Below are 24,547 nucleotides of genomic sequence, written 5' to 3' on the forward strand. Positions count from 1 at the left end.
GTCGCACCGCCTCCGCATATCTTGGCCAGGACAGCCTTCCTTTGAGAGATGCCGAGGGGTTTGTTGATACAGGCGATGTGCTGGAGTTACGAGAGGGTCGCTATTACTTCGCCGGGCGGCGAGACGGAACCATCAATGTGGGAGGCCTAAAGGTTCATCCCGAAGAAGTGGAAGCGGTGATCAATCGTCATCCCGAGGTTGGCATGTCGCTCGTCCGGACCAGGAAGAGTTCGATCACTGGAGGGCTGGTCGTCGCAGATGTGGTGTTGAAGAGACCGAAGCAGCCAGAGGGCAGCGGTACTCAAGAGCTGCAGCGTGAAATTCTGCAATTTTGCCGCGCTGAGCTTGCGCTTTATAAGGTCCCGGTCGGAATTAACTTTGTGTCCACTCTTGCCGTATCACAGACTGGAAAGCTGATCAGACGCCATGCGTAACGTGATCGTAACCGGTGGGAGCCGCGGGTTGGGCCTGGGGATTGTTCGCCGCCTCGCGAAGTCGGGCTTCCGCCCTATCGCGATCGCGCGCAAGGAAGGCGATGAGTTTACGGCGGCAAAGCGTGCGGCAGAGGCATCTGGTTCGGGACCGCTTGATTTCATCCCTTTTGACCTGACAGAGATCGACCAGATCCCAAAGCTGGTAGCGATGCTGAGAGAGCAGTTCGGTGCAATTTATGGCCTGGTGAACAACGCCGGCATGAGCGCCCATGGTGTTTTGGCTCTTACCCCCGATGCCCAGATTGAACAGGTCGTGCGATTGAACACGCTTTCGCCGATGCTCCTTACAAAGTATGTGGTCCGTTCGATGATGGCTGACGGGGGTGGTCGCATTGTCAATATCTCCTCCATCACTGCATCCGCAGGCTACAACGGGCTTTCTATTTACGCCGCTACCAAAGCCTCACTGGTCGGCTTCACGCGGTCTCTGGCACGGGAAGTCGGCCGCATGGGAGTGAACGTTAATGCAGTCGCTCCCGGGTTTGTCGCCACCGAGATGACCAAAGATCTCACCGACGAGCAGCGGCAGCAGATCGAACGTCGCAGTGCATTGAAACGCCTTGTGGAAGTGGACGATGTTGCGGATGCCGTTCACTTTCTTCTCGGCGATCAATCCAGGAATATTACGGGTACGGTGATCACAGTCGACGCAGGCAACACGGCATGAGCGACGCTTTTAAAGGCAACGCGATACCGGGCAGCCGTTCTTCTTCGATGCCATGGTTGCGCGCGCTGGAGCTGACAGCCCCGATCGCGAGCCATCGCCATCGGATCTTCCCCGTCGTGATCGATGAGATCGCCGCCCGCCACGGTAACCGACCGGCGTTGCTTTCAGACCGCGAAAGCCTGACCTACCGCGAGCTCGCGGAACGCGCAAACCAATATGCGCGATGGACGCTGGAGCAAGGTCTCGTGAAAGGCGACGTTGTTTGCCTTCTGATGACAAATCGGCCGGAGTACCTGGCGATATGGCTTGGAATCACCAGCACGGGAGTGGTCGTCTCGCTACTCAATACCCACCTTGTGGGAACGTCGCTTGCCCATTGCATTCGTGTTGTGTCGCCTAAGCACATCATCGCGGCTGCCGAGTGCGTCGAGACGTTGACGGCCGCGCGGCCTCACCTTGAGTCATCTCCGGTGATCTGGGTCCACGGAGCCAGCGATTCTGCGCACCCGCGCATAGATCTCGAGCTTGCTCCTCATTCCGTCGAGCCGTTGACTCCGCAGGAGCGCCGCGAGACCGTCATCGATGATTTGGCACTCTACATCTATACCTCCGGCACAACCGGATTGCCCAAGGCTGCTCGCATCAGTCATGCGCGTGTGATGCAGTGGAGCCACTGGTTCGCCGGCATGATGCAGGCAACTGCCGATGACCGCATGTACAACTGCTTGCCGATGTACCACAGTGTGGGAGGAGTCCAGGCGCCCGGTGCAGTGATGGTCGCCTCGGGCACGATCGTGATCCGCGAAAAGTTTTCAGCGAGCGAATTCTGGAATGACATTGTGCGCTGGGACTGCACACTGGTTCAGTACATCGGAGAGCTTTGCCGGTACCTCCTTCACGCTGCGCCATCCGTGGTCGAGACCGAGCATCACATTCGCCTCGCATGCGGCAATGGCATGGCGCCGGAGGTATGGGACGCCTTCAAGGATCGCTTCCGCATTCCGCAAATCCTCGAATTTTATGCTGCTACCGAAGGAAACATCTCGTTGTTCAATGTGCAGGGCAAGCGCGGAGCCATCGGCCATATTCCAGGCTATCTTGTGCATCGATTCTCGCCGGCGCTGGTCCCGCTCGACGTCGAAAGCGGCGAGCCGGTCCGCAATGAAAGAGGGTTCTGCATCAAGTGTGCGCCAAATCAAGTTGGCGAAGCGCTTGGCAAAGTAATTGACGATCCGACGAGCGTGGGTCGCCGCTTTGATGGATATGAGAGCGACGAAGATTCGAAGAAGAAAGTTCTTCGCGATGTCTTCGAAGCGGGTGACACCTGGATCCGCAGTGGCGATCTCATGCGCACAGATGAGCAGGGGTTCTTCTACTTTATTGATCGGGTTGGCGATACTTTTCGCCGTAAGGGCGAGAACGTTGCTACCTCCGAAGTGTCGGCTGTGATATCCGAGTTTCCCGGCATCCGGCATGCCAATGTCTACGGCGTCACGGTTCTCGGTACCGAGGGCCGGGTGGGAATGGCAGCGGTCGTCGCAGAGACTGAACTGGATCTGGCTGCATTTCATCAGCATTTGACGAGCCGGCTCCCACACTACGCGCGCCCATTGTTCCTGCGGATGCGCACCAGCGCAGACATAACGGGTACGTTCAAGTACTCAACCACTGAGCTGGCTCGCCAGGGATACGATCCCGTTGCGATCGCCGATCCTCTCTACTTTGATCTCTCGGAGTCGAACGAGTATGTTCCGCTCGATGAGAATTTGTATCACCGAATCCAGGCGGGCGAGGTCCGACTATGAATAGGACGAAGACCTGCAAGTTCGCTAGATCACCGTTCGCGTCTACGGGAGGAACCATCCGTTGAACATCGGTCAAATTCAGCAAGAGTTCGCGAGGCTGGAGTCCGAGATCGCCGACGGTCCCATCGTCCCAAATGTGACGGCGGAGGAGATTCGCGCTCATCTCCAATCGCGCTACGACTTCAAGCGAAGCATGACCCTGGACGAGGTAGTCGCCGACGTGGAGGCGATGCTGCGGAAGTGGCAGGTGCAGGTGACGCACCAGCGTTACTTCGGCCTATTCAACCCCAGTGTGACACTGGCTTCGGTCGTCGCCGACACCCTGGTAGCAATGTATAACCCGCAGTTGGCAAACTGGCGCACCTCTCCAGCGGCCAATGAAATGGAGCGCCACACACTCGGTTGGCTCTCGGCGAAGTTCGGTCTGCCGCAGGATTCGATCGCGACCTTCACCAGTGGAGGGATGGAGGCAAATCTCTCTGCGGTCGTCGTGGCGTTAACCCGGAAATTTCCCAGCTACGGCGAACACGGTCTGCGACACCTCGCGGGACAACCGACCATCTATCTGACCGAGGAGGCTCATCATGGCTTCAACAAAATCGCGCACATCACTGGGCTCGGTCGGCATTGTCTTCGTCCCATCGCGACAGACCGCCATCTCCAAATGAACGTTGAACAACTAAGCAGCAGGATCGCCGAAGACCTCCGCAACGGGTTCCTGCCGTTCATGGTGGTGGGTACCGTAGGGACGACCGCCGCGGGTGCGATTGATCCGCTGCTGGAGATCGCGCGCGTCTGCTCGGACGCCAGCCTATGGTTTCACGTCGATGCCGCATGGGGCGGCGCGGCGATCATCTCGCAAGATCTCAAGCATCATCTCGTTGGTATTGAGGCCGCGGACTCGATCACCTGCGATGCGCATAAGTGGTTCTCGGTTCCTATGGGTTGCGGAATGTTCTTCTGCCGGCACCCGGAGAGCGTCGCGCAGGCGTTCCGCTCCGAGGTCTCCTACATGCCTGGAAAGCCACCCGGGGTAGGCGATGAGGCTTCCAACACATTCAATCCCTTCACCAACTCAATCCAATGGTCCCGTCGCTTTATAGGACTGAAGCTCTTCATGGCGCTCGCAGAGCAAGGCGAGGCGGGCTACGCAGAGATGATCGATCACCAGGCGCGGATGGGCCGTCTGCTGCGGGAGTCGCTGCAGGACACGGGGTGGCGCATCGTGAATTCGACGCCGCTTCCGCTGGTGTGCTTCACCCGCGATGGGCTTGTCCCCTCCATACTGCTCGCAGCCCTCCGCGAAAACCAGGTTGCGTGGATGTCGGAAGCAGTGCTTGACGGAGTTTCCGTTGTCCGCGCCTGCATCACGAGTTTCCGGACGACCGAACAAGATATCCATTGTGTAGTGGGTCAGATGAATCGCCTTTTTTCAGACTCTGTTCCTGGCACGAATAATGATCCGGCATCGACTACGATCAACGAACCCCACACAGCAATCAGAACAGGAACGACCCTATGAAGCGCGAGACAATCGCGATACACGGTGGCTATCAGGTGGATCCGACCACGAAGGCGGTGGCTGTCCCCATCTACCAGACCGCCTCGTACGCGTTCGATAGCGCCGACCATGCTGCCGCGCTCTTCAACCTTGAGGCCGACGGCTTCCGTTACACGCGCATCCAGAACCCCACCACCGCTGTACTCGAACGACGGGTTGCAGCTCTGGAAGGCGGGCTGGAAGCTCTCTGCGTAAGCAGCGGCCAGGCGGCGGTAAACTTCGCTGTTCAGAATGTAGTCGAGCTGGGCTGCAATCTCATCTCTGTGCCGCAGCTCTATGGAACCACGCACACACTGTTTGCGCACGTTTTACCAGCACAGGGAGTCACCGTCCGCTTCGCAGCATCCGACCACGCCGAGGCGATCGCCAAGTTGATCGACGACAAGACGCGAGCCATCTTCTGTGAGAGCGTCGGCAATCCCGCAGGCAACATCTGCGATCTCGAAGCGCTCTCCAAGGTGGCCCACGATCATGGAATTCCCCTCATCGTCGACAACACCGTGGCCACGCCCGTCCTGCTGCGCCCGATCGAGCACGGCGCGGACATCGTGGTGAACTCGCTAACCAAATTTCTTGGCGGCCATGGCACAACCATGGGCGGAGCCATCGTCGACGGCGGGAACTTCGACTGGAAGGCACACGCATCGCGCTTCCCCGCCTTCAGCCAGCCGGACCCTTCGTATCACGGCCTCGTCTACACCGAACACTACGGAAAGGCCGCCTATATCGCGCGTTGCCGCAGCGTCTACCAGCGCACAATGGGTGCCGTTCTCTCCCCTCTCAGCTCGTTCCTGCTATTGCAGGGGATTGAAACGGTGGCGCTGCGTGTAGAGCGTCACGTGGAGAACGGCAGAAGAGTGGCAGAGTTTCTGCGCACCAACCCAAATGTCGAGTGGGTGCGATATGCCGGCTTTCCCGAAAGCCCCTATCATGCCTTGGCGCAAAAGTACCTGGACGGTCAAGCTTGCTCCCTCATGTCCGTTGGCATTCGAGGAGGCTATGAGGGAGCCATGCGATTCCACGACGCGTTAAACCTCGTGACTCGGCTCGTCAATCTCGGAGACGCAAAATCACTGGTCTGTCATCCTTCATCGACCACCCACCGGCAGATGTCACCAGAAGAGCAGCGCAACGCCGGAGTATTCCCGGAGATGATCCGGCTAAGTATTGGAATTGAACACATCGAGGACATCCTCGACGACCTGGACCAGGCGCTCAGGGCTGCCCAACCGGCAACCCCGAGCACGCGATAGCAATTTCAAAGGAGGTGCCCATGCCTGTTCGACTGCATTCAAGCCGATTCGACCACGACCGTCCTGAAGGTGCGTCGCGGCCGCCGCAGCTCTTGGAACCATCGCGTGAAGCCATCAGAATCGGCTTGGTCAATAACATGCCGGAGGCGGCTTTCAAAGCGACCGAGAACCAGTTCTTGTCGCTGCTGGAGTCTGCCTCCGAAGGTATGGCGGTCGAGCTGTCGCTCTATGTGCTGCGTGGCGCCGCAGTGACAGCATCAAACGGAGATCACGCCGCCAGCAGATATGCCTGCGTCGATGAGCTCTACGGTCAGAGCCTCGACGGCCTCATCGTCACCGGTACCGAGCCGATCAACGCTGCCCTGAAGGACGAGTCCTATTGGGAGAGTTTCGTGCAAATGCTCGATTGGGCCCGAGACAACACACGTTCTGCCATTTGGTCCTGCCTTGCCGCACACGCCGCTATTCTGCACATGGATGGCATTGAGCGCCGCCGCAATCATGCTAAGCACTTTGGAGTCTTCGAGTGCCTCCGTGAGTCCGACGATGGGCTGCTGCAAGGAGTTGCTCCACACTTCGCCATCCCTCACTCCCGATGGAACGGCGTGGATGCGCGGCAGCTGGAAGCGCACGGATACAGTGTTGTTTCCCGGACGGCTGACGCCGAGGTCGATACATTCACGAAGCAGGGAAAAAGCCTGTTCATCTTCTTTCAAGGGCATCCGGAGTACGCGACCGATACGCTCCTGCGCGAGTATCGCCGGGACATTGGAAGATATATCCGAACCGAGGCAGGAGTCTATCCGCAGTCGCCGCACGGCTACTTCGACAGAGCTTCTGAACAGGCATTCTCTTCGCTGCGAGAGAGTGCCAGCTCATGTCCCACCAACGAATTGCTCGCCGGAGTCGCAGCGGCGATGGAAAAGACACAAATCGAAAACACATGGCGACCCACCGCGGTCCGTCTCTACAGAAATTGGCTGGAGTACATCTGTGGATACAAAGATGCCAGCCAACCGCCGCGTAAGGTGGACTCTTCTCACGCGGCTTGCCAATAGCATTTCAAGGAGCAACGTTCTATGGCCAGTACTGTCGCCGTGCATGACGAAATCAAGGTTGCACTTCCGCAGCTCAAGCTTCTGATCAACAACCGCTGGGTTGCGAGCGCGTCGGGAAAAACCTTCGCGACCATCAATCCATCCACCGGCGAAGAGATATGTCAGGTGGCAGAGGCAGATGCAATGGACGTCGACCTCGCTGTCCAGGCCGCACGCCAGGCATTCGAACACGGTCCATGGAGAAAGATGCCTGCATCCGAGCGAGGAAGGCTCCTTCTTCGCCTCGCCGATCTGATTGAAAGTCACGGCAATGAACTGGCGCGCCTCGAAGCCCTCGACAATGGCAAGCCCGTCTCCGTTGCCACCGCAGTGGACGTGGCCAGGACCGTCGCCTGCTATCGATACTTCGGCGGGTGGGCAGACAAGATCCACGGCAAGACCATCCCCATCGACGGCGACTACCTTTGCTACACCAGGCACGAGCCGGTCGGTGTTGTCGGGCAGATCATTCCCTGGAACTTCCCCATGCTGATGATGGCGTGGAAGCTCGCTCCTGCACTTGCCACCGGGAATACCATTCTGCTCAAGCCCGCAGAGCAAACACCCTTGTCCGCTCTGCGGATCGGCGAGCTAATTCTGGAAGCGGGTTTTCCGGAAGGCGTCGTAAATCTTCTGCCTGGATTCGGTCCGACCGCCGGGGCGGCCATCGCACGTCACATGGACATCGACAAAGTGGCCTTCACCGGCTCTACCGAGGTCGGGCACCTCATTATGGAAGCATCCGCTAAATCCAACTTGAAGCCTGTAACGCTCGAGTTGGGTGGGAAGAGTCCCAACATCATCTTTGCAGACGTTGATCTGGACGAAGCCGTCGAAGGTGCGCATCGGGGGCTGTTTTCCAATCAAGGCCAATCCTGCTGCGCAGGATCGAGAGTATTTGTTGAGGAAACAATGTACGAACAGTTTGTCGAGAAGAGTATCGTTCGAGCCAGGTCGAGGGTCGTCGGCGACCCCTTCGATCCCCGCACCGAGCTCGGGCCGTTGGTGGACCAGTCGCAGTTCGACACCGTCATGAGGTATGTCGAATCCGGGCGCAAAGAGGGAGCCACCCTCGCCTGCGGAGGAGAGCGCATCGGAAGTTTCGGCTACTTCATGCAACCGACCGTCTTCGCCGATGTTCAGGACACGATGCGCATCGCCGCGGAAGAGATCTTCGGCCCAGTCATGAGCATCATCTCGTTCAAGAATGTCGATGAAGTCATCGCGCGAGCTAACCATACAAAATATGGCTTGGCCGCTGCGGTCTGGACGCGCGACATCAAGAAAGCCCTCGCAGTGTCCAACGGGGTACGAGCGGGCACCGTGTGGGTGAATTGCTATAACGTCATGGATACGAGAGCACCGTTCGGCGGCTTCAAGCAGTCCGGCATCGGGCGCGAATTGGGCGAATACGGACTGCAGCAATACACTCAGGTGAAGTCAGTAATCGCCAAGCTCTGACCAGCGTGCCAGGTGAGCACCGAACAATCGCCTCCGCAGTCCATCTCGAGACTAGATCGACGCCGCAATCATCATTCCAGCTCAGTATTCGCGCCGCGTCTATGCGCAGGACGCTTCGGACTCGTCGTTGACAATTCCGACCAGTTCGCCAGCTCCAGCATCGAGTCCCGCTGGAGTTCCAAGCCAAGTAAAGTGCCGGTGCCAGGGCTTGTCCGAAGATTCTTCGCATTTTGGATAGACTTCATACTTGCGGTAATGGCCATCGCCCCGTATTGATTGCGTGGGTGAGGTCGCACCTCACCATTTCGCGCTTCGATCAAAGCCCCGCCTGGACAAACCTGTTGCGCTGATCAGGGCTGAAAGTGAATGCAACTTTAATTGCGGCATAACCTCGCGCGCCCAGAAGTCACGCGAAGGATCCGTGTAGATGGAGTAGACCTGATCTGCCGCATGCACCGTAGCCAGCTCATCATTAGCGATCCGACTGTTCGTTCATCACGCGATTGGCGGTCTCTGCCTGGAATTCGTTCTCCGAGCGAGCGATAGTGATCGTGGCCACAGCGTTACCAATAAGGTTGGTAATCGAGCGGCACTGCGACATGAAGCGATCGATGCCAAGCAGCAGCGCGATCGATGTCACGGGCACGGAGCCGAGCGCCGTGAGCGTCGCGGCCAGTGTGATGAAGCCGCCGCCGACCACAGCGGCCGCGCCTTTCGAGTTCACCATCAGGATCAGAAGCATTAGCACCTCCTGTCCGATGGTTAGGTGCGAGCCCGTAGCCTGTACCAGGAAGAGAGCCGAGACCGTAAGGTAGATCGACGTGCCATCAAGATTGAAGGAATAGCCCGCCGGGACGACTAGGCCGGTCACGGTGCGGGAGCAGCCCATCGCTTCGAGCTTGCGCATCAGGCCCGGAAGGGCAGGCTCCGAGGATGATGTTCCCAGCACGATGAAGATTTCTTCGCGCAGGTAGCTCACAAGCTTGAAGAGGTTGATGTGGTTCCAAAGGCAGATGCCGCCGAGAACGAAGAAGATGAACACGAGCGAGGTGCCGTAGACGCAGAGTAATACCTTACCCAATGCGACGACTGTCACCAGGCCGTAACGGCCAATCGTGAATGCCATCGCTCCAAAAGCTCCCACGGGTGCGGCTTCCATAACGATGTTGATAATCTTGTAGACGACTTCGTTTAGTATTTTGGCGGCCTTCAACAGGACTTCGCGACCCGGGATAGACAGAATCGCAATCCCGACAAGAATCGCAATAAATAGGACCTCGAGAATTTCGCCATTGGTGAAGGCGCCCACAAAGGTGTCGGGGATGATATTCATCAGCAGGTCGACGACCGTCTTATGTTGTCCGGGCGCCGCGTACTGCGCCACGCTATCGGTGTCCACGGCCGTCGGCGCAAGCTTCAGGCCCGAACCGGGATGGAAGACCTTGGCAGCGAAGTAACCGATGCCAAGCGCAAACGTCGTGACCACTTCGAAGTAGACGAGCGCTTTAAGGCCAACCCGGCCGAGCTTCTTCATATCGCTCATGCCGGCGATGCCGGTGACGACCGTCAAGAAGACGAGCGGCCCGATCATCATGCGGATGAGCTTGATGAAACCCGTACCGAGGGGTTGCAGCGCGGTCCCGAAGTGCGGAAAAAAGAACCCGGTCAAGCTGCCAAGGATAAGACCCACCAGAACACGAAACGAAAGTGAGCGAAGAAAAGGGACGTGTTTCCCGACGGGTGTGCTCAAGGCTGGTGACCTCCGTGCGCGATGGCACACAATGCTCTAAGAACTACTTGTGGGTAATGGGGGTTCCTTGCGCAAGCACGGGATGCCAGTGCCCGTCTTTCTTGACAAAAACTCGGACAAAGCGGAAGTCGCCGCCGAAGGGCACGCCTTTATCGCTTGCCTGCAGGGTCAGGCTCTCCGTGAGTATCGCGACATCGCCATAGTCGCTGACGGTCACATCCCGGCCTTCGCCGATATGGAGGATGCGGTCAGGACGCGCCTGCGACTCCAGGTAATGAGCTTTATCCATTACCTGTCCCTGACTGTTGCCCACCACAAACTCGGGAGCCATCAGGCCGTCGAGATAAGGAATATCCTTTTTCATTTCAGCGGCCATCCACTGATTGCGCACATCAATGATTTCGCGCCTGACTTCCGGGCTGGCGGTTTGGGCGCGGAGGCGGGTACCCGCGCAAAGGGCAAGAGCGCAAACAACGAGTGTGGTGCAGGTGGAACGAAAGATCTTCATGGTAAGTTGCTCCTTGGTGAGGTTAGAGGGACGGGATGGAATGAAGTTTTCGCGGCGCTGTTTCCCTAAGGAACACGCAGAGCACCGCGCCGCAACAGACGCCCCCGAGTGCCAACCAGAGGATGGCGGCGATTCCGAAATGCTGTGCGATGTAGCCGGCGACCGCAGGAGCGACCCCTCCTCCGAAGACCTCTCCTACGCCGACAACAACTCCGATCGCGGACGAAATCAGACCTGCCGGTGCGGACTCCGTTGCGATAGGTCCGGTCAGCAGGGCGACGATTCCAAGGCAGAAAAACGACGTGAAAAAGAGTTCCGCAAAAAGCAGCACTGGATTCGCCCCGGTGAATTTCAGCATGAGGAGGCAGGCCGCCGACACGCAGAAACACAGCACAGCCATCTGCCTGCGGCCAAACCGATCCGACAGACCCGGGACCGTGAACTGTCCGATAAATCCACCAAAGCCGATGGCAGAAGTAATGATGCCCATCTTTGTGAAGCCGACATGCAGGTAATCCACGAGATAACTCGGCACCATTGCACTTAGAACAAACACTCCGGTCATGGCACAGAGAAGTGCTCCCATGCTGATGAGAAGATTCCGAGTCTTGAAGATTTCGCTCCAGCGCGATTTGCCGAAGAGTTGCGGGTGTTGCGGCAGCGGGCTCTCGCGCAGGACGACATAGACGAAAAATGTGAGAATGAGCCCCGGAATCGCCACAACCGCGAATACCCACCGCCACGAATGGACTATAGCGAAGAGTTGGGTCGCTATGATCGGGCCCAGGCCGAGACCGAACAGCGCATTGCTGCATTGCTGAAGGCCGAGATTGAGACCTCGACGTTCCGGAGCCGAAGCGTCCCCTGTTGCGGCAAAGCTGGTGGGACAGTAGGCGCCCTCGGTCATGCCCATGATGGCGCGGATCATGGCTAGGCTAAGCAGGCTAGTCGCGACCCCGGAGAGCGCGGACAGAACGGAAAAAGCGAAGATTGCCGGAACGATCACCTTCTTGCGACCAACGTGATCGGAGATCCGACCCATGATCGCGGCAAACACGCCCCAGGAAATTCCAAGCACGCCAACAATATTCCCCAGGTCCTGATAGGTCAAATGCAAGTCTTGCATGATGAAGGGGAAGAGTGGAGCGATAATCCAGCGGTCCAGGCCTACCAGGCCGAAGCCCAACCCCAGCAGCAGCACGACCTTGCGCTCGTACGCCGTGTCCCAGTTCCTTGCAGCGACCGCAGACCCTTTACTTTCGCGATAGATGGTGTGCGCCATGATTTGTCCGGATTTCTTGCTCATCCGCCGGATCAGCATAACCGTCAAAATGCAGGAACTGGACAAACAACATGTCACCAACTTGTTAGTTACGTCACGTATCCTGATGCCGATACATATTTCGCGGAAGGCATCTGTCCGTTACAAAGGCGCATATAGCCCAGGATTTAATGCAGGACCCGGCTGAGGATGTAGTTGGTTCGCGTAGGCACATCGTCGACGAACTGGACCGACAGGAGGACCTGAAAGTAGTTAGGCATCTTTCCTGAGGGTCCTTCTAGCTTGTCGACCAGGATGCGCGCCTGCGCCGGATCCGAGAACCACTCCAACGCACCCAAATATCCGGCGGAGCGATTGCTGGTGAAGCTCTCTATATAGGTCCGGCCGCGAGGACCCGGGACACACGTCACTAAGGCATATGCGGTCCCCGTTTCCGAAGGGGCTGTCGTGTAGTTGTCGAGAAAATCGGCTGGTTCGCCGCTCTTGGGGTGCAGATTATGAACACCATTCAGGAAAGGTGTGAGCGGCAGCGTCAGAGGCATCTGCATGAGCTGCTTGTCGAAGAATAGATTCTGAACACCAACAAACAGAACATTATTGTCCGCGAGTTGCTGCCACGAGAGCTGACTGGTTTTCAGCACCGAGAAATTACGCATTCGAGGCCCGAGAAACTTGCCGAGAAGGAAGGCAGCCTGCGCTTCTCCATAAGCCGTGTAATAGTGGCTCGGCTGCAGGCTGTTCGAACCGTAGGTGCTGCGCAGCGCCGTGACGCCGGCAGATTTCGGAACGTCCTCCCACTGATTTAAGGAGCGGTCCCGATAATAGATGCCCGGATTCGAAGCCATCTGTACAAACAAAGGATCTTCAATCGCGACGATGGACGGCAGTGCAGAACCAACGAAAGGCCGCCAGAGCTTTTCAAAGTCCTCATTCCAATTGCCGGAATTGAAGGTCGAGACGCTGGAAAGCCGCACAACCAGGTAGGTCATGCTCAGAAGTGCCACCATCGCGGCCACAATCATGAAGACGGCCGGTCCCCACCAGCTGATTCCGCCGTCCATCTCTTCGGCCTGGGGCGGAAGAACGTACTCCGAGGGCGATGACTCCAGAGCGGCAGCGGGAAATCCCCTGCGCGAAGTACATGTCAGCTGAAAACAGCCTTTTGGCAGGTCGATGACAACATCATCTTCCTTGCCTTCCGTACGGTAGTACTCCCCGAGCTTCTGGCGGAGGCGGCCCACCTGGATACGGACCGCTGAATTGTGACGCGGATCGTACGAGTCTGGCTTGCCCAGACCATCGATGGCAATCGTGTATTCCTTCAACTGATCCGCGTCACCGGAGAGAGATCTTTCGGCGAGGAACTTCAGAAGCTTTTGCGATACCTGCGAACCGTGTAGTTCTCTACTTTGCAGAACGCGCTCTACCGCAGACTGTAGTGCATCGTTCTGGGTGGAAAGCATGCGCAACATGCTCTCATGGGGTTTTGTGCGTTGTCAATCGGAGCGAAGCCATGCAGATTGCGCACTCTCGCGTCGCCAGATTTCGCTGCGAGAATGTTTTCGACACTGAGAAATCGCCGCGGTGATGCATGTAACGGCCGAGCTCTTGGTTCAAGTTTGCAGGACGGCTATCGCCGCTTCTCTCGGGCAAAATACAGGGTTTCAGCGCATGTAACGGGCTGCACACCTGTTTGTCACCCCAATCTGCTTGCGCAACCGGAGCCACCGGGACTATATCCGGTAGCGCTGAAGGGGACGCCACTCTGCGGTTCCGGATTGTTTGGGAGAGAGATCAATGAAGCGAATTGCACGTAGGTTGTGTGCTGTGGTCTTGGCTCTGACGCCCTGTACGATGGTGGCCCAGAACAGCACGGCCACACTGGAAGGAACGGTGAAGGACGTGAGCGGCGCCAGCGTGCCCGGCGCCATCGTTACAGCTAAAAACGTGGATACCGGTGTCACGCGTACCGCCACGAGCCTCGCCGACGGCACCTATCACCTTTCAGCTATTCCGGCCGGCAACTATGAGCTCGTGGTGAAGAGCCCAGGATTCAAGCAGTTGGTTCGTAGCGGCATCACGTTGACCGTTACCGAAGAGGCGGTCGTCGACCTTTCGCTGGAGAACGGGTCGGTCGATCAACAGGTCGACGTGTTCGCGCCTGTGCCCATGGTCGACACCTCGAGCAGTTCGCTCGGCGGCGTGGTCAGCGAAAAACAGATGGCCGACCTTCCGCTCAACGGCCGCAACTACATGCAGTTAGCTCTGATCCAGCCTGGCGTTACCGAGCTGAAGCAGAAGCCGAGCAATTCGAACTACTCCATGGGCGGCGGTGCTGGCAGTATGTTTAGTAGCAACGGCGCTCCGCTCCGCTCCAACAACTACCTCTTGGACGGCACGATGCTGGTATCGTACGGCGGAGCGACAAACTCCTCCGTCAGCGGCGACACGCTGGGCCTCGATGGCATCCGTGAGTTCAAGATAATCACCAACAACTTCCCTGCACAGTACGGCATGACAATGGGCAGCCAAATGGTGATGGTGAGCAAGAGCGGTACCAACGACATTCATGGGGACATCTTCGAATACCTGCGTAACAGCGCAATGGATGCCCGCAATTACTTCGATACGCCGGCAAGCTCTGGCACCCACCCGGATGGAAGTCCGCGCCGCCTTCCCGAGTTTCAGCGGAACAACTTCGGGGGCTCGGTTGGCGGTGCGATCCGTAAAGACAAGACGTTTTATTTCGTGACATACGAAGGGCTGCGCCAACGGCAAGGGACATCGAACATCAATGGCACGCTAGGCTCCGGCTGCCGCGGCCCCGCCGGCTCTGTAATCACAAACACGGCATGTTCGCAGCTCGGCACGACAACGTCCGTCACCGTCGCAGCGACCGTTGCGCCTTGGCTTTCGCTGTTCCCAGAACCCAACTACGGGACCAATCAAATCGCCTTCAGCTATCCCTCGGTAACTTCGGAAGACTACGCGGAGGGCCGCATCGACCAGACATTCTCGGCTCGCGATACCCTGTTTGGCCGGTACACCTACGACAAAGCCAACCAGAGCCTTGTCAACTTCTATCCCGGCTACCCATCCTTCCCAAGCAGCACCATGATGTTCCTGACGATCGGAGAGAACCACATTATCTCCCCCACACTTCTGAACAATGCGACGTTCTCCTATGCCCGCAGCGGCCAGTACCTGGGGAACAATACGGCGCAGTATGTGACTGGACCAGACTACTCATTCGCTACCGGCTTTCCGATGGGGACATTGAATGTAAGCGGCGTCACCACGGCTGGTGCCATGCTCGCTGGCGGCAACCCGACATCGCGCTCGCTGTTGGAGACGTTCGGCCTGGCAGACGATGTCTTCAAGACGATGGGAAGGCACTCCATCCAGTTCGGTACGCTAATCAATCACATCGTGCAGTACACGGCAAACGGCACGAACACTTTCGGCGCCATCAGCTTCTCCAATGTGGCCTCCTTTCTGAAAGGCACTCCCAGCAGCCTGAGCGCGTTCGCTCCGCCCTTCAACAACGTGAAGGACATTCGCTACGAAACGTTCGGTTTCTACGGTCAGGACGATTGGAAGGTTTCGCGAACTCTCACGCTCAATCTCGGTTTGCGTTATGAGTTCAATACCAACGCCCGTGATATCAACGGCGACTCCAATGCGCTTCGAAACATCTATGTGGATTCGAACCTTACGCCAGGCCCTTACACCATCAATACATCGTTCCTGAATTTTGGACCCCGCCTGGGATTTTCGTGGGACGTCACGGGTGACGGAAAGACTGCTGTCCGCGGCGGCATCGCCCTGCTGTACAACGTGGCAGGCTACTACAGCACGGTGCATCAGGTGAAGATCGCGCCACAAGAAAACTACATCACTGTCACCAGTCCGAGCTCCTTCACCGTGCCATTTACGTTGCCAACGAACAACCTTCAGGCTCGGACAGGCACAACCTACGACTACGACATGAAGCAGGCGAAGCTACTCCAATACACTTTATCGGTGCAGAGACAGCTTCCCTTCAAGACAGCGGTGACGGTCGCTTATGGCGGATCAGAAGGCTTCAACTTGATGGCTCTGCCCTTCGTGAACCCAGTCATTCCGCAAGGCATTCCGGGCACGACGGCAACGGGCGCGGAGACCTGCGTTGCTCCTCCGGCAGGCTACGTTCCTCTGCCGCTCGGCCAGCAGCAGTATACGTACGGCAGCGCCAACACGTGCTGGCTTGGAACGTACCTTAGCAATCCGAGCCCTGCGACTCTGCCCACAGAAGTGCGACGCAATCCGTACTGGAACGACTTCGGATGGGTCAGCAACACGGCGTTCTCCTGGTACAACTCGCTGCAGACCACGCTGGAGAAGCGTGTCGGCAATGGCCTCCAGATGCAGGCGAACTTCACCTGGTCCAAGCTGCTGGACACGAACCAGGGCCAGTCGAACCAGGACACGAGCGTCTCCTACTCCGCAGCGACTGTGGATGCGCTGCATATCAACCGCGAAAGGGCGCCCGCCGCGTTCAACATCCCGTTCTCTTTCCACTTCAACGCCGTCTATAACTTTCCAACGATGGGCGGTCGTGGTTTTGTGCCGGGACTTCTCAACGGATGGTGGATCAGCGGTATTGTGCAACTGCAGAGTGGCTACCCGTTCACGCCGGCCTTCTCCACCAGCCGATCGAAGGAATACGTCAGCGGAAATGCTTCCGGCATTGATCGGCCTAATGTTATCCCTGGCCGCAACAACAGCAACATCACGCGGGGCACTACCGCAGGCTGCCTGGGCGTTGCCTCCGGCCAGAAGCTCAATACGTCGACCCTCTACTTCGATCCCTGCGCCTTCACGATCCAGCCTTCGGGCTTCCTGGGCGACGAATCCCTGAACGCGCTCATCGGGCCGAATTTCAAAGACGTCGACTTCTCCGTAGTAAAAGACACACGCGTCAGATGGCTGGGGAAACAAGGCTCACTTGAGCTGCGCGCTGAAATATTCAATATTTTCAATCGCGCCAACTTCAACCAGCCTTCACGCATCATCTTCGCTGGAACCGGGCCGGCCACGAACGATGTGGAGTCGGTGCTAAGCGGGGCAGGCACGCTTACTTCGGCATTCCCGTCACGTCAGATTCAGCTTGCTGCCAAAATCCTCTTCTAGGGAGCAACAAGCCTCCGCAACTCAACCGGATCCAACAACACGAATCGAGTAAATCCTATGGCGAAAACGAGTGAAGAGCCGAAGAAGATCGTGGCTTCGGAAAGCTCCGGCGGTCTAAACCGACGCGACCTGATGAAGTTCGGGATCTATACCGGCGCAGCTGTGGCCTCCAACGGCATCGGCGTGGCGAGCGCCGCCCAACAAAATCAGAGCCCGTATGCGGCGAGCGCCAAGCAATTCGTTCCGATGTCCCGGTGGAAGGGGGTCACCGGCCGCACGGCCACGGCGGGCTACGTGAACGACTCGGGCCGCGCCTATGGGAACGGTCCGATGGACGAGACAAGCCGCCGCATCGTCGAGTGGGTCAGCGGAGCTTCCGAGTCGCTGCTGACCGATGAGGTGGTCCATGACATGGGATGGATGCTGGTCGATACCATCGGATGCGCGATCGCTGGCTTTGAATCCAACTCCATTCGCATCGGCGCAAAGGTGGCCAGGATATACCCCGCAGGACCGCTGAAGAGCACCGTGTGGGGTTACGACATCTCCACTCCACCGGACCTGGCAGGATTTGTTAACGGATCCATGGTGCGCCATAACGACTTCAACGACAACGGCGCCCATGCGAGCGATATTGTTCCCGGTATCCTCGCGGTCGCGGAGGCCCTGCATAGCACGGGACGCCAGGCCCTGCTCGCCATGATCATCTCGTGGGAAGTTTACGGCGCGTTGCAGTTGGCTGCACCCAACTATCCAAAAAACGGCATCGACAACCTCTATGTCGGTCCAGCCTGCGCCATGGCTGTCGGCAAGCTGATGGGCCTGAACAACGACCAACTCGCCAATGCACTTTCGCTTTCCTTGGTGCCACATCTGCCCATGCGCATCGATCACGCCTACGGCCCGAACTCGATGTCCAAGGGAAATCATGACGCAGAGATGGTGCGCTGCGCCATCTTTGGAGCCATCTGTGCGCGGGAAGGCATGACCGGACCCGCGCAGCCGTTTGAAGGCATGGGCGGTCTGTGGGACGTCGTCACTGGGCCCTTCGACCTGAAGATTCCTTCGCACGCCGGCGGCAATCCGATGCACAAGCTAGATGATTCGGATCATCGCCTGGTGGTGCAGGCGCTGGAGTACAAACGCTTCCCGGGAAATGGCGGCGCACCCATCATGTCTCTAATGCCGGACTTTCAGAACTTTGCAAAACCGGAGGACATCGAGTCCGTGCTTATAGAGGTCAACTCCTTCGGCGATGGCTCCGATCCTGGTAAGTTCGACCCTCGCAACGAAGAGACCGCCGACCACAGCACTCCCTATTACATCGCCTGGGCACTTGTGCACGGTGATCTGTTCTTGGACGCGTACACCCAAGAGAGCCTGATGAACCCGGAAGTGCGGGCGTTGATGAAGAAGATCACTATCCACGAAGACCCCACGTTGCACGGATTCAAGCTGACCGTTCGCCGAAAAGATGGCCAGGAGATGACCCGCACAGCTTCCGAAGGTGGCCAGGATGTCGGCGGTCGTCCCACTCCCATCGACACGGAAGAGCTGAAGAAAAAGTTCGACCGCATCTGCGCCTACAAGGGAATCACCACGGAGCACCGCGAGCGGATTCGCAAGACCTGGTATGACTTGGGAGCCATCAAGGATACGGCTGAAGCGATACACACGACGCTTGTACACTTTGGCGCCTTCAAACCGTTGTAGACCACACGAACAAGCGAGAGGATGTTATGGCAAGTAAGCAGAAGTGGAATCAGTCGATTGTGTGGTTGGCCTTGGCAGTTGCGACAACGTCGGGGAACTTCGCCACGGCGCATGCACAAACAAGAGTTGCCACGGGACAACCGGCTCCCACGTTCGAAGTCGACCCCGCGTGGCCGAAAATTCCGAATGGCTGGACGCTGGGTCAGGTCTCCAGCGCAGTCAGCGACAGCAAGGGCAACATCTGGGTACTGCAACGGCCGCGCACGGTTGTGCACACAGGCGACAAAACCGGCCCACCCGTACTGGTCTTCGATCAGAACGGAAACTACATCAAAGGATGGGGCGGCCCAGGCGAAGGCTATGACTGGCCGGAGTCGGAACACGGCATTTACATCGACTACAAGGGATTCGTTTGGATTTGCGGCGACGGCCCCAACGACCAAGTGCTGAAGTTCACCCAAGACGGCAAATTCGTGTTGCAGATAGGGCATGGAAGCCCGAAGAAATCCAATGCCGACACGCAGCAGATGTGGCGCCCTGCGGGATTGTCGGTCTATCCCAAAACGAATGAGCTCTTCGTATCCGATGGCTACGGCAACAAGCGCGTCATCGTCTTCGACGCGGACACCGGCGCTTTTAAGCGAATGTGGGGAGCCTTCGGAAACAAGCCCTTAGATGGTCCATTGCCAAAGGCGAAGGCATATGCAGATCCGACACGCGTGATGAACAAGACCCTGCCAGCCGATGACCCAGGGCCTTCACAATTTAGCACTGTGCACGACGTCAAGGTATCGAACGACGGTGTTGTGTATGTAGCAGACCGTGGGGGTCAGCGTGTGCAAATATTCTCCGTCGACGGTAAATACCAGACGCAGATATGGATCGACCGCTGGTGCGAAGAGATCGGTGGCTGTGGCAACGGACAGACCGCCGGTGCGGTTGCGTTCTCTCCTGACCCAGAGCAGCGGTTTCTCTATGTCATGAGTCGCAGCGCCTCGCGCGTCTGGGTGTTCGATCGCAAGACACTGACGCCCCTGGAGTGGCTCGGGAGTCCCGGCATCGGACCAGGTGAATTTTACGGACCCCACTGGGTGTTGACCGACCCCAAAGGAAACATCTACGTCTGCGAGGTGTTGGATGGCAGGCGCATTCACAAGTTCGTGCTGAAGGGAATAACAACCAAATAACCGCCGTGAAAGGCACGCGCATGGACCCGAACAAAGAGTACAAGGAACTGAAACTGCGCCTGGATGGATATACGAAACCCGGGCAGGAACTCTATCGCAATGTGTTGATGGACATTCTTTACGCTTCGCTCCCTCGCGATCCTGAGGTGAATGTCTTGGTCTACAACGCAGAAGTTGCGCCCAAAGGTTTTACCAACTGGCACCAGCACAACGGCGCCACCTTTTTCGTGGTGCTGCAGGGAATGTTCGAGGCGCATTTTCAGGAAGGCATCCTCATCCAGGCCAAGGCCGGTGATGTGTACTCCGAACCGATCGCGAAGATTCATCGGGGTCATAATCCTCACCCGGACCTTCCCTTTCTCTGCATCGGCTTTTGCCTCACGTCGCCCGACCGTGACCCGGTCAGTAACGTCGTCCAGCCCTGGTGAGGGGAGATCCATCGACAAAGGAGTGGCATGAACGAGACAGAGTCAAAGATCCGAATGGAAATCGATGAGCTTGAAGACCGGCGCTATCGCGCCATGGAGACGGGCGACCTGGGTGAACTCGATGCCCTATTCGGTCCTGAGTTGGTGTACATACATTCTTCCGCGGTCCTGGATTCGAAGGAAGAGTACATGACCTCGCTAAGGTCTGGCGAAATTCGCTATGAGAGGTTCGAGCGAAGCAACGTTCGCGTCGAGATTTTTGGCGAGTCGACCGCTGCTCTATCGGGACAGATCAAAATCTGGCTCGATATTCACGGCATTCGTAAAGAGCTAAATAACCTCTTCACGGCGCTCTGGGTGCGTAAAGCGAACGGTGTCTGGCATTTTGTTTCCTGGCAATCAACCCCGATCCCCAAGGCATAGCGGATGCAGGAAACGATAGCCGACATTGGTGATGGAGCAACCGGGACTAGCAGGACATCGTGGACGCTCGTCTCGCTGGCGTTGCTCGCCGGGGTCCTCGCTGCGACGCAGATCGGTGCGGCCCACAGCGCTCTGCCTGTGATTCGCCGCGAATTGCATCTCAGCCTGGTTGCGGGTGCATGGGTGGTTTCCGGAATCAATGTTGTCGGTCTTCTGGGCGGAGCCCTGATCAGCCTGGCCTCGCTTCGTTTTGGGCTTCCCCGATTCATCACCTTTGGCTTCGTGATTCTGGCCTTGTCCGCGTTCTGGGGAGCAGGCGCCGCCGACCAATCTATTCTTGTCCTATCCCGGCTGCTGGAAGGTGTTGGGTTTGTGATGATCATCATCGGCGCTCCGTCGATGATCACAGTTGTAACTCGCCCCAAAGACCGACAGGCGGCGCTGGCCGCTTGGGGAGCGTACATGCCCGCTGGCATAGCGTTGGCGACATGGTTTGGACCAGCCATCATGGCGCATGCTGGGTGGCGCGGGCTGTGGCGACTCAGCGGTCTCGTCTTGCTCGTATTCGGGCTACTCTTTTTTGCAGTCACGCAGTGGGAACGTCGTCCTGTCGCAATAAAACAGGAATCGTCTCCAATCAGCTGGCACGAATTTGGTCAGTCCCTGTTGAACTCCGACGCGATCATGCTCGCGTTGATCTTTGGCTGCTTTACCGTTCAGCACCAAGGCACGCTGGCCATGTACCCAAGCTTTCTGCAGGACCACTACCATCTCGCCCCGCAACAGGCCGGACATTTGGCGTCCATCGCGATGTTCTCCAACATAGCAGGCAGCGTCGGGTCGGGACTGCTGTTGCGTTCCGGAGTCTCTTCGCGGCTGCTGATGACAATCGCCTTTGTAGTGATGGCGGCCGCGGCGCTTGGCACGTTTGCGCTTGGGTTTCCCTGGCAGGGATCCTTCGCGTGCGCCTTCGCGCTTTCCTGCGTGGGAGGGTTGATTCCCGGTTGTGTCCTTGCGAAAGTGCCGGAATGCGCGCGTTCCTCACGCGACGTTCCAATCATCAACGGCGTTCTTGTGCAGGGCAGCAAGCTCGGTTTGGTTACAGGCCCGGTCATCGTCAGTGCGATCGCTACGCGGCTGAACTGGACATGGGTACCGTTGTTCATGGTCGCCGCTGCAGCTTTGGGCCTAACGCTGGTTTGGAAGTACAGGAGGTGAGTCTTGGAGGAAAGCCGTGCAGAAAAGCTTGCGATTCAGGAACTCGTGAACAACTGGGTCATCTGGCGGGACATGGGCGACTGGGAACGGCTGAGCACGATATGGCATCCGGAGGGGCGCATGACCGCCACGTGGCTCCAGGCCCCCTACGCTGAGTTCATCGAGGCGAGCCGCAAAGGATTTGCCAACGGCGTTCGCATCCTGCATCTACTGGGCGGCACAGCGGTCGACGTACGCGGCAACTTCGCTGTCTCCCAGACAAAGGTGACAATCACGCAGCGCGCCTTCGTGGACGAACGTCTTTGCGATGTTTCGTGCTTGGCTCGGCATTATGACTTCTGGGAAAAGCGCGACAGCAAGTGGGGGCTGGTTTTGCGGGAATCGATCTACGACAAGGACCGCATCGATCCGGTGGAACCGGGCGCGACGCTTCGCCTCGATCGTTCACTGCTCCAGCGCTTCCCTGAAAACTACTGCCACCTGGCCTATGTTCAAACCAAGGTAGGATACGTCGTGCACCCTGCCATGCCTTGCTCGACCGGCCCGGAGGTCGAGGCACTGTACGCTCGAGGGGCAGCCTGGCTCGAGAAAGGTTCGTTGTAAGGCCCTTCAACAAATTGCAGCAAAATCAATGGCTGACCAGCTATGCCACGCCACTAAAGTCGCCAACGGTCGCCTTGGATTCGGTCACGATGGAGTCCACATAATTCCCCACCACTGCAGCATCTTCTTGCGCTGATCGGCGCACTAGGCAACTACGTAGATGGCACGAACCCGCAACGGCCTTGCGGCTCAGAGCCTTTTCGATCACGTCGCGGTTGAAGCCATGTTCCGTTAGCAGCGTAGCGCCCGTTCTCCGCAGATCGTGGATGGTGAGGGGGTCCATATCGAACGTAAGTCCTTCCAAGGCCTTGTTGAGAGCGTTCTTGGCGAATGGCCTCCTGCTGCTCCCCCGGCCCGGGAGAACTAGCTCAGAATCGCCGGAAAGGGCTTTCAGTTCGGGGAACATCCCCGCAACCTGAGTGAATAGCTACACGATGAAACGCCGCCTCATTTGCCGATGCAGAAGGTGATATTACGTCCAGACTCAGTGTTTATGCTGGTTTCCGAGCATTGGGCTCTTTCCGGAGGCTCACTGGAGACTCAAAATTGCGGTGTGGCGTGAGATACGTTCGAGCCCCTTCCTCGAGAACGGTTCTGCTAGGCGGCGATGCAAGACATGCAAGTGCCGAGGCGCTCGGGCCTGATCGCTGAGCGTCAGTCCGGCAGGCCTGTCGCGGTCGACAGAGATGGCATCGTCCGATGTTCACGACTGAATGCAGACCGATGATCCGTGCCCCGTCACCAATTCCTCTGAATCGCCAGAAGGCGAAGGCTTCCAAGTCACCGACGGGTGAACCATTCACGGTCAGCCTCCGTGCGGGATCGCAGAGTTGCATCTTCAAGGCCAGAAGTAGAAGATGACGTTATCGGAGAGAGTCACGAATGTCGGCACCGAAGTTGTCGGACATCGCCAAGCGCGCGGGAGTCTCGGCTGCTGCGGTATCGATTGTCCTAAACCATAACGAAACCAAGCGGGTCGGCCTCGCCAAGCGGCAGCTCATCCTCAAAATTGCCAAGGAACTTGGTTACACGCAAAATGTTTTGGCGAAGGCCCTCGTCGAGCGTCGGACGCGTCTCCTGGGTCTTATGGTGCCCCTCCGCGATCCAATCTTCTTCAACCAGTTCATCGCGCAGGCTCTCTCCGGCATCCAAAGCACCCTCTCCAGCCGCGGGTATAACCTCCTCGTCTACTCCCCCTCCGGTCGGCCTGGCCGCGCCACCCGCGATCAAATTCTCGAAAGCAAATTCACCGACGGGCTTATCTTTATCAACACCCGCCTTTGCGCCCCGCGCGAAATCAGCCAGACAATTCACGAGCTCGACGAAGCAAAAATCAAGTTCGTTATGATCAATTCTTATTACGGTCGAGAGTTGATCGATTATGTAGGAGTCGATGACTTTGCCATCGGCGAGGCAGCCGGTTTCCATCTTCTTGCCCGCGGCCACAAGTCGATCGCGTTTCTCAGCGGATCGCAGCATCTTCCCACTAACCTGCAGCTCGTGCAGGGCATGCGCCGTGCCTTCTCCGACTCGGGCGTGGAACTCCCAGAGAGCCGCATTGGCTATACCGAATATCAGCAACCCACCGCCTTCATGGTGCTAGACCGTTGGTTCGCGAGCAAGCGCGACCGTCCCACGGCGGTTTTCGTTGGCGATGATCAGTTGCTCAATCATCTCTACGATTACGTCGAGGCACGCAATCTCAAGTCTCCGTCCGACATCGCGATCCTCGCGCGCGGCAATGCTGGATTCATCTCCATGCTCCGTCCCCAGCCAACCGCCTTCGCTATACCCACCTTCCAAATGGGTGAGGTGGCCGCAGCTAGGCTGATCGACTCTATCGAGAACCCCAGCCACCGACGCACCCGGATTCTTCTGCCGTTCCAGTTCATGCCTGGCCAGACGACCTAAGCTCTCTCTACCAG

19 protein-coding genes and 1 pseudogene are annotated in these 24,547 nt (G+C 57.8%); 15 read left to right on the forward strand and 5 right to left on the reverse strand.

What is annotated here, in order from left to right; all coding sequences use genetic code 11:
- The 7 genes and pseudogenes from GSQ80_RS08705 to GSQ80_RS08735 form a co-directional block, all read left to right on the forward strand.
- Positions 1-434 (forward strand): annotated as a pseudogene (locus GSQ80_RS08705) (hypothetical protein); the annotation flags it as partial.
- Positions 427-1,161 carry an SDR family NAD(P)-dependent oxidoreductase gene (locus GSQ80_RS08710; RefSeq protein WP_158787240.1) on the forward strand — a complete coding sequence of 245 codons (735 nt, stop codon included), beginning with the start codon at positions 427-429 and terminating at the stop codon, positions 1,159-1,161. The pseudogene GSQ80_RS08705 and the gene GSQ80_RS08710, both read left to right, overlap by 8 nt.
- Positions 1,158-2,966 carry a long-chain-acyl-CoA synthetase gene (locus tag GSQ80_RS08715; RefSeq protein WP_158787241.1) on the forward strand — a complete coding sequence of 603 codons (1,809 nt, stop codon included), beginning with the start codon at positions 1,158-1,160 and terminating at the stop codon, positions 2,964-2,966. The genes GSQ80_RS08710 and GSQ80_RS08715 overlap by 4 nt, the downstream gene beginning before the upstream one ends.
- Positions 2,967-3,027: 61 nt before the next feature.
- Positions 3,028-4,488 carry a pyridoxal-dependent decarboxylase gene (locus GSQ80_RS08720; protein ID WP_158787242.1) on the forward strand — a complete coding sequence of 487 codons (1,461 nt, stop codon included), beginning with the start codon at positions 3,028-3,030 and terminating at the stop codon, positions 4,486-4,488.
- A complete protein-coding gene (locus GSQ80_RS08725) occupies positions 4,485-5,780 on the forward strand; it encodes an O-acetylhomoserine aminocarboxypropyltransferase/cysteine synthase family protein (protein ID WP_158787243.1) in 1,296 nt (431 codons plus the stop codon). The genes GSQ80_RS08720 and GSQ80_RS08725 overlap by 4 nt, the downstream gene beginning before the upstream one ends.
- Positions 5,781-5,800: 20 nt before the next feature.
- A complete protein-coding gene (locus tag GSQ80_RS08730; protein WP_158787244.1) occupies positions 5,801-6,838 on the forward strand; it encodes a homoserine O-succinyltransferase in 1,038 nt (345 codons plus the stop codon).
- Positions 6,839-6,859: 21 nt separating this feature from the next.
- Entirely contained in the window at positions 6,860-8,338 is a 1,479-nt protein-coding gene (locus GSQ80_RS08735) for an aldehyde dehydrogenase family protein (protein WP_158787245.1), read from the forward strand.
- A gap of 472 nt (positions 8,339-8,810) precedes the next feature.
- On the opposite strand, the gene dctA is transcribed toward GSQ80_RS08735, so the two are convergent.
- The 4 genes from dctA to GSQ80_RS08755 all read right to left on the reverse strand — a co-directional run bounded on the left by dctA (position 8,811) and on the right by GSQ80_RS08755 (position 13,341).
- Positions 8,811-10,088, reverse strand: coding sequence for a C4-dicarboxylate transporter DctA (dctA, locus tag GSQ80_RS08740; RefSeq protein WP_254059526.1), 1,278 nt, complete (start codon positions 10,086-10,088; stop codon positions 8,811-8,813).
- Between the two features lie 43 nt (positions 10,089-10,131).
- Entirely contained in the window at positions 10,132-10,596 is a 465-nt protein-coding gene (locus GSQ80_RS08745) for a nuclear transport factor 2 family protein (protein ID WP_158787247.1), read from the reverse strand.
- 22 nt (positions 10,597-10,618) lie between these two features.
- Positions 10,619-11,902 carry an MFS transporter gene (locus tag GSQ80_RS08750; protein WP_216850216.1) on the reverse strand — a complete coding sequence of 428 codons (1,284 nt, stop codon included), beginning with the start codon at positions 11,900-11,902 and terminating at the stop codon, positions 10,619-10,621.
- A 143-nt stretch (positions 11,903-12,045) separates the two neighbouring features.
- Positions 12,046-13,341 (reverse strand): hypothetical protein, encoded by a 1,296-nt coding sequence (locus GSQ80_RS08755; protein WP_216850217.1) that lies wholly within the window; start codon positions 13,339-13,341, stop codon positions 12,046-12,048.
- Positions 13,342-13,675: 334 nt separating this feature from the next.
- On the opposite strand from GSQ80_RS08755, the gene GSQ80_RS08760 reads away from it, so the two are divergent.
- From GSQ80_RS08760 to GSQ80_RS08790, 7 genes are read left to right on the forward strand one after another with little or no spacing between them, the layout of a single operon-like run.
- The gene (locus GSQ80_RS08760; protein WP_158787249.1) at positions 13,676-17,050 is read left to right on the forward strand and encodes a TonB-dependent receptor; all 3,375 of its coding nucleotides are present in this window, start codon (positions 13,676-13,678) and stop codon (positions 17,048-17,050) included.
- A gap of 57 nt (positions 17,051-17,107) precedes the next feature.
- Positions 17,108-18,763 carry an MmgE/PrpD family protein gene (locus GSQ80_RS08765; protein ID WP_158787250.1) on the forward strand — a complete coding sequence of 552 codons (1,656 nt, stop codon included), beginning with the start codon at positions 17,108-17,110 and terminating at the stop codon, positions 18,761-18,763.
- 26 nt (positions 18,764-18,789) lie between these two features.
- Positions 18,790-19,950 carry a hypothetical protein gene (locus GSQ80_RS08770; RefSeq protein WP_158787251.1) on the forward strand — a complete coding sequence of 387 codons (1,161 nt, stop codon included), beginning with the start codon at positions 18,790-18,792 and terminating at the stop codon, positions 19,948-19,950.
- A 20-nt stretch (positions 19,951-19,970) separates the two neighbouring features.
- Complete coding sequence (locus GSQ80_RS08775; protein ID WP_158787252.1) at positions 19,971-20,378, forward strand: cupin domain-containing protein; 408 nt, start codon at positions 19,971-19,973, stop codon at positions 20,376-20,378.
- A 54-nt stretch (positions 20,379-20,432) separates the two neighbouring features.
- The gene (locus GSQ80_RS08780) at positions 20,433-20,801 is read left to right on the forward strand and encodes a nuclear transport factor 2 family protein (protein ID WP_158787253.1); all 369 of its coding nucleotides are present in this window, start codon (positions 20,433-20,435) and stop codon (positions 20,799-20,801) included.
- Positions 20,802-20,804: 3 nt separating this feature from the next.
- Complete coding sequence (locus GSQ80_RS08785) at positions 20,805-22,019, forward strand: CynX/NimT family MFS transporter (RefSeq protein ID WP_158787254.1); 1,215 nt, start codon at positions 20,805-20,807, stop codon at positions 22,017-22,019.
- Positions 22,020-22,022: 3 nt separating this feature from the next.
- Positions 22,023-22,622, forward strand: a complete 600-nt coding sequence (locus GSQ80_RS08790) for a nuclear transport factor 2 family protein (RefSeq protein WP_158787255.1) — start codon at positions 22,023-22,025, stop codon at positions 22,620-22,622.
- Positions 22,623-22,662: 40 nt separating this feature from the next.
- On the opposite strand, the gene GSQ80_RS08795 is transcribed toward GSQ80_RS08790, so the two are convergent.
- Positions 22,663-22,905: a hypothetical protein gene (locus GSQ80_RS08795; protein WP_158787256.1), complete on the reverse strand. Its 243-nt coding sequence runs from the start codon at positions 22,903-22,905 to the stop codon at positions 22,663-22,665.
- Between the two features lie 599 nt (positions 22,906-23,504).
- Here GSQ80_RS08795 and GSQ80_RS08800 point away from each other — a divergent pair.
- A complete protein-coding gene (locus tag GSQ80_RS08800; protein WP_158787257.1) occupies positions 23,505-24,533 on the forward strand; it encodes a LacI family DNA-binding transcriptional regulator in 1,029 nt (342 codons plus the stop codon).
- Positions 24,534-24,547 lie beyond the last annotated feature (14 nt).

It is taken from the genome of Granulicella sp. L46 (assembly GCF_009765785.1).
Classification (GTDB): Bacteria; Acidobacteriota; Terriglobia; order Terriglobales; family Acidobacteriaceae; genus Granulicella.

What these genes read in the sequence shown, in the direction of transcription:
- GSQ80_RS08710 (WP_158787240.1), top strand. Translation starts at nt 427, where the DNA reads ATGCGTAACGTGATCGTAACCGGTGGGAGCCGCGGGTTGGGCCTGGGG.
- GSQ80_RS08715 (WP_158787241.1), top strand. Translation starts at nt 1,158, where the DNA reads ATGAGCGACGCTTTTAAAGGCAACGCGATACCGGGCAGCCGTTCTTCT.
- GSQ80_RS08725 (WP_158787243.1), top strand. Translation starts at nt 4,485, where the DNA reads ATGAAGCGCGAGACAATCGCGATACACGGTGGCTATCAGGTGGATCCG.
- GSQ80_RS08730 (WP_158787244.1), top strand. Translation starts at nt 5,801, where the DNA reads ATGCCTGTTCGACTGCATTCAAGCCGATTCGACCACGACCGTCCTGAA.
- GSQ80_RS08735 (WP_158787245.1), top strand. Translation starts at nt 6,860, where the DNA reads ATGGCCAGTACTGTCGCCGTGCATGACGAAATCAAGGTTGCACTTCCG.
- GSQ80_RS08745 (WP_158787247.1), bottom strand. Translation starts at nt 10,596, where the DNA reads ATGAAGATCTTTCGTTCCACCTGCACCACACTCGTTGTTTGCGCTCTT.
- GSQ80_RS08750 (WP_216850216.1), bottom strand. Translation starts at nt 11,902, where the DNA reads ATGAGCAAGAAATCCGGACAAATCATGGCGCACACCATCTATCGCGAA.
- GSQ80_RS08755 (WP_216850217.1), bottom strand. Translation starts at nt 13,341, where the DNA reads ATGCTTTCCACCCAGAACGATGCACTACAGTCTGCGGTAGAGCGCGTT.
- GSQ80_RS08760 (WP_158787249.1), top strand. Translation starts at nt 13,676, where the DNA reads ATGAAGCGAATTGCACGTAGGTTGTGTGCTGTGGTCTTGGCTCTGACG.
- GSQ80_RS08765 (WP_158787250.1), top strand. Translation starts at nt 17,108, where the DNA reads ATGGCGAAAACGAGTGAAGAGCCGAAGAAGATCGTGGCTTCGGAAAGC.
- GSQ80_RS08770 (WP_158787251.1), top strand. Translation starts at nt 18,790, where the DNA reads ATGGCAAGTAAGCAGAAGTGGAATCAGTCGATTGTGTGGTTGGCCTTG.
- GSQ80_RS08775 (WP_158787252.1), top strand. Translation starts at nt 19,971, where the DNA reads ATGGACCCGAACAAAGAGTACAAGGAACTGAAACTGCGCCTGGATGGA.
- GSQ80_RS08780 (WP_158787253.1), top strand. Translation starts at nt 20,433, where the DNA reads ATGGAAATCGATGAGCTTGAAGACCGGCGCTATCGCGCCATGGAGACG.
- GSQ80_RS08785 (WP_158787254.1), top strand. Translation starts at nt 20,805, where the DNA reads ATGCAGGAAACGATAGCCGACATTGGTGATGGAGCAACCGGGACTAGC.
- GSQ80_RS08795 (WP_158787256.1), bottom strand. Translation starts at nt 22,905, where the DNA reads ATGGACCCCCTCACCATCCACGATCTGCGGAGAACGGGCGCTACGCTG.
- GSQ80_RS08800 (WP_158787257.1), top strand. Translation starts at nt 23,505, where the DNA reads ATGTCGGCACCGAAGTTGTCGGACATCGCCAAGCGCGCGGGAGTCTCG.